Source organism: Adlercreutzia muris (genome assembly GCF_041223505.1).
Taxonomy (GTDB): domain Bacteria; phylum Actinomycetota; class Coriobacteriia; order Coriobacteriales; family Eggerthellaceae; genus Adlercreutzia; species Adlercreutzia muris.
The window spans coordinates 1-5,293 of the sequence record NZ_JBCLQK010000021.1; the positions used below are offsets into that span (position 1 = coordinate 1).

Annotated in this window: 3 rRNA genes; all 3 read left to right on the forward strand. The window is 62.9% G+C overall.

Going from position 1 to position 5,293, the window contains the following annotated elements:
• Positions 1–247 precede the first annotated feature (247 nt).
• Positions 248–1,756, forward strand: a 16S ribosomal RNA gene (locus AAK988_RS11275).
• Between the two features lie 311 nt (positions 1,757–2,067).
• Positions 2,068–5,029, forward strand: a 23S ribosomal RNA gene (locus AAK988_RS11280).
• 124 nt (positions 5,030–5,153) lie between these two features.
• Positions 5,154–5,268: ribosomal RNA gene (gene rrf, locus AAK988_RS11285) — 5S ribosomal RNA — on the forward strand.
• Together the 16S, 23S and 5S rRNA genes form the textbook arrangement of a ribosomal RNA operon.
• The last annotated feature ends 25 nt before the right edge of the window (positions 5,269–5,293 follow it).

Here is a 5,293-nt window from a genome sequence, read left to right on the forward strand (position 1 = left end):
TTGACAAGACCGGAGCCGACCTGTAAAGTACTTCCTTGCGCCGCTCGCGAGAGACGGCGGCGGGCGAGGCCCGCGGAACCTTGACAACCGGATACTGAGGATGGAGCCCGAGACGAGTTCTCGGGCGTCAGACGGACATTCGAAGCGAGAAGCTTTACCAATTTCCCTGTCAGGGGCGCATGCCCCGACGGAGAGTTTTAACAGAATCGAAACTCACACGATCTGTCGCGGCCCTCGGGCCGCGCTTTGAACGGAGAGTTTGATCCTGGCTCAGGATGAACGCTGGCGGCGTGCTTAACACATGCAAGTCGAACGATTAAACCGCCCTCGGGCGGACATAGAGTGGCGAACGGGTGAGTAACACGTGACCAACCTGCCCCGCGCTCCGGGACAACCGCTGGAAACGGCGGCTAATACCGGATACTCCGGGAGGGCCCCATGGCCCTGCCGGGAAAGCCGAGACGGCGCGGGATGGGGTCGCGGCCCATTAGGTAGACGGCGGGGTAACGGCCCACCGTGCCCGCGATGGGTAGCCGGACTGAGAGGTCGACCGGCCACATTGGGACTGAGATACGGCCCAGACTCCTACGGGAGGCAGCAGTGGGGAATTTTGCGCAATGGGGGAAACCCTGACGCAGCAACGCCGCGTGCGGGACGAAGGCCCTCGGGTTGTAAACCGCTTTCAGCAGGGAAGATCCAAGACGGTACCTGCAGAAGAAGCTCCGGCTAACTACGTGCCAGCAGCCGCGGTAATACGTAGGGGGCGAGCGTTATCCGGATTCATTGGGCGTAAAGCGCGCGTAGGCGGCCGCCTAAGCGGGACCTCTAACCCCGGGGCTCAACCCCGGGCCGGGTCCCGGACTGGGCGGCTCGAGTGCGGTAGAGGAGAGCGGAATTCCCGGTGTAGCGGTGGAATGCGCAGATATCGGGAAGAACACCGATGGCGAAGGCAGCTCTCTGGGCCGTCACTGACGCTGAGGCGCGAAAGCTGGGGGAGCGAACAGGATTAGATACCCTGGTAGTCCCAGCCGTAAACGATGGGCGCTAGGTGTGGGGGGACGATCCCTCCGTGCCGCAGCCAACGCATTAAGCGCCCCGCCTGGGGAGTACGGCCGCAAGGCTAAAACTCAAAGGAATTGACGGGGGCCCGCACAAGCAGCGGAGCATGTGGCTTAATTCGAAGCAACGCGAAGAACCTTACCAGGGCTTGACATGCCGATGAAGCCGGGGAGACCCGGTGGCCGAGAGGAGTCGGCGCAGGTGGTGCATGGCTGTCGTCAGCTCGTGTCGTGAGATGTTGGGTTAAGTCCCGCAACGAGCGCAACCCCCGCCCCGTGTTGCCAGCATTCAGTTGGGGACTCGCGGGGGACTGCCGGCGTCAAGCCGGAGGAAGGTGGGGACGACGTCAAGTCATCATGCCCCTTATGCCCTGGGCTGCACACGTGCTACAATGGCCGGTACAGAGGGTTGCCACCCCGCGAGGGGGAGCGGATCCCGGAAAGCCGGTCCCAGTTCGGATCGCAGGCTGCAACCCGCCTGCGTGAAGCCGGAGTTGCTAGTAATCGCGGATCAGCACGCCGCGGTGAATACGTTCCCGGGCCTTGTACACACCGCCCGTCACACCACCCGAGTCGTCTGCACCCGAAGCCGCCGGCCGAACCCCCTGGGGGCGGAGGCGTCGAAGGTGTGGAGGGTAAGGGGGGTGAAGTCGTAACAAGGTAGCCGTACCGGAAGGTGCGGCTGGATCACCTCCTTTCTAGGGAGAGACCTAGAGCCCGTCCCATCTCTCAGCATCCGGCTGCGAGGGCTCCGCGAGAGCGGCCCCCGCGCACCTTGACAGCTGCATAGCGCGTGACGAGATACATTGTCACGATCATGATCAACACCAACATCAATTCCTGAAGCTCTGCTTTAGAGTGTTCGATGGGTGTTCGCATCATGGACAAGACGATTCATCACGATCGCGAACGTATGTTATACGACGGATAGAGAAATTCTCAACAATCCAATGGACGATACCGTGGGGGGCCTTCCTACCCTTTGGCCCCCCATGCGACCTTGAGATCGGAAGAAGATACCAAGGGCGCACGGCGGATGCCTTGGCACAGGAAGTCGACGAAGGACGCGGCAAGCTGCGATAATCTGCGGGGAGTGGCAAACACACCTTGATCCGCAGGTCTCCGAATGGGGGAACCCACCTGGGGCCATGCCCAGGTACCCCATCCCGAATCAAATAGGGATGAGGGAGGCAACCGGGGGAACTGAAACATCTAAGTACCCCGAGGAAGAGAAATCAACCGAGATTGCGCGAGTAGCGGCGAGCGAAAGCGCACCAGCCCAAACCCGGGCGCGTGTAAGCGGCAGGCGTTGCCGCCCGGGGGTTGCGGGACGCACGTGCGGGAGCTGCCCTCCCGCGTGAGGTTACAAATCCACATGGTAGCGGAACGGCATGGAAGGGCCGGCCGCAGCGGGTGAGAGCCCCGTACGCGAAACCATGCGGACCTCAGTTGCGCATCCCGAGTAGGGCCGGGCACGTGAAACCCGGTCCGAAGCCGGGGGGACCACCCTCCAAGGCTGAACACTCTCCTGTGACCGATAGCGAACCAGTACCGTGAGGGAAAGGTGAAAAGCACCCCGAGAGGGGAGTGAAACAGTACCTGAAACCGTGCGCCCACAAGCAGTCGGAGCAGCCTTGCGCTGTGACGGCGTGCCTTTTGTAGAATGAGCCAGCGAGTTGCGGTGTGCGGCGAGGTTAAGTTTGAAACGAGCCGCAGCGAAAGCGAGCCTTTAAGATGGCGAGTGAGTCGCACGCTGCAGACGCGAAGCCGGGTGAGCTATCCATGGGCAGGCTGAAGCGGGGGTAAGACCCCGTGGAGGGCCGAACCCACTTCGGTTGAAAACGGAGGGGATGACCCGTGGATAGGGGTGAAAGGCCAATCAAACCCGGAGATATCTCGTTCTCCCCGAAATAGCTTTAGGGCTAGCCTCGGCCGTTTACCCGCGGTGGTAGAGCCACCGGATCCCTGAGGGGGCCTCACCGCCTACCGACGGGAGCCGAACTCCGAATGCCGCGGGTCCACAGGCCGGGAGTCAGAGGGCGTGGGCTAAGCTGCGCGCTCGAGAGGGAAACAGCCCAGACCGCCCGCTAAGGTCCCCAAGTCATCGCTGAGTGGCAAAGGATGTGCGTCTGCCCAGACAACCAGGATGTTGGCTTAGAAGCAGCCATGCATTTAAAGAGTGCGTAACAGCTCACTGGTCGAGTGGACATGCGCCGACAATTCACGGGGCTAAGCGATGCACCGAAGCGGCGGACTGATCTTTCAGTGGTAGGGGAGCTCTCCGCGCTGCGGCGAAGCGGGTGCGCGAGCATCCGTGGAGCGCGCGGAGGTGAGAATGCTGGCATGAGTAACGAGAGCGGCGCGAGAAACGCCGCCGCCGTGAGCCTAAGGGTTCCTGGGCGAGGCTAATCCCCCCAGGGTCAGTCGGGAGCTAAGGCGAGGCCGGGAGGCGTAGCCGATGCGCAGCGGGCAGACATTCCCGCACCGCCGACGGCGCGGCATTACCGATGGGGCGACGGAGAAGGGTAGCCGGGCGGGGTTCTGGACGTCCCCGTGAAAGCGCGTAGGGCGCGCAGCGTGGAAATCAGCTGCGCACATGGCCTGAGACGCGAGACGAAGCGATAGAGCGAAGCCGGTGAGCCCATGCTTCCGAGAAAAACCTCTAGGGAGTGCCGTCGGCGCCCGTACCAAAACCGACACAGGTGGGCGGGTAGAACATACCGAGGCGATCGGGAGAACCACGGTTAAGGAACTCGGCATACTGGCCCCGTAACTTCGGGAGAAGGGGCGCCCCCGCCGGTGAAGGACCTCGCGTCCGGAGCTAGTGGGGGCCGCAGCGAAACGGCCCAAGCGACTGTTTATCAAAAACACAGGACTCTGCAAAGCCGCAAGGCGACGTATAGGGTCTGACGCCTGCCCGGTGCCGGAAGGTTACGCGGATGAGTTAGCGCAAGCGAAGCCCTGAAGCCAAGCCCCGGTAAACGGCGGCCGTAACTATAACGGTCCTAAGGTAGCGAAATTCCTTGTCGGGTAAGTTCCGACCTGCACGAATGGCGTAACGATTTGGGCGCTGTCTCAACCGTGGACCCGGTGAAATTGTACTGTTCGTGAAGATGCGAACTACCCGCGGAAGGACGGAAAGACCCCGTGAACCTTTACTGCAGCTTGGCATTGGCATCTGGTACGGCGTGTAGAGGATAGGCAGGAGCCCGCGAAGCGGGGGCGCAAGCCCCCGTGGAGGCGACCTTGGAATACTGCCCTCGTCGTGCCGGCTGCCTAACGCGCGGCCGTGACCCGGCGCGCGGACCGTGCCAGGCGGGTAGTTTGACTGGGGCGGTCGCCTCCCAAAACGTAACGGAGGCGCGCGTAAGGTCCGCTCAGGACGGTCGGCAACCGTCCCGAGAGCGCAAGAGTGTAAGCGGGCCTGACTGCGAGGCAGACACGCCGAGCAGGTGCGAAAGCAGGTTCTAGTGATCCGGCGGCCCAGAGTGGAATGGCCGTCGCTCAACGGATAAAAGGTACTCCGGGGATAACAGGCTGATCTTGCCCAAGAGTCCACATCGACGGCAAGGTTTGGCACCTCGATGTCGGCTCATCGCATCCTGGGGCTGAAGTCGGTCCCAAGGGTACGGCTGTTCGCCGTTTAAAGCGGTACGCGAGCTGGGTTCAGAACGTCGTGAGACAGTTCGGTCCCTATCCTCCGCGGGCGCAAGGGAGTTGAGGAGATCTGCCCCTAGTACGAGAGGACCGGGGTGGACGGACCTCTGGTGACGCGGTTGTCGACCAACGGCACCGCCGCCTAGCTACGTCCGGCACGGATAACCGCTGAAGGCATCTAAGTGGGAAGCCGCCTCCGAGATGAGCTCCCTCTCCGGTAAGGGCCCTCGTAGACCACGAGGTCGATAGGGCGCAGCTGCAAGCAGGGCGACCTGCTCAGGCGAGCGCTACTAATAGCCCGAGCTCTTCTTCGCACGTCTTCGTAGAGACACGTCGCCGATCGTGATCCGTCGCGCGCATGCGGCCGCCAGGGTGGCGCGGGCACCGCCCCGCCCCCCGGCAGCGGCTCATACAGAGCTGCGCGGGAGCGCCTCCCGCGAGCGGAACCATGGAGTGGGGGATCACCCGATCCCATTCCGAACTCGGCAGTTAAGCCCCACCTCGCCGAAAGTACTGCGGCGCGAGGCCGCGGGAGGACAGGTCGTTCCGCTCGCAGGGGGCGCTTTCCCATCGCCCCC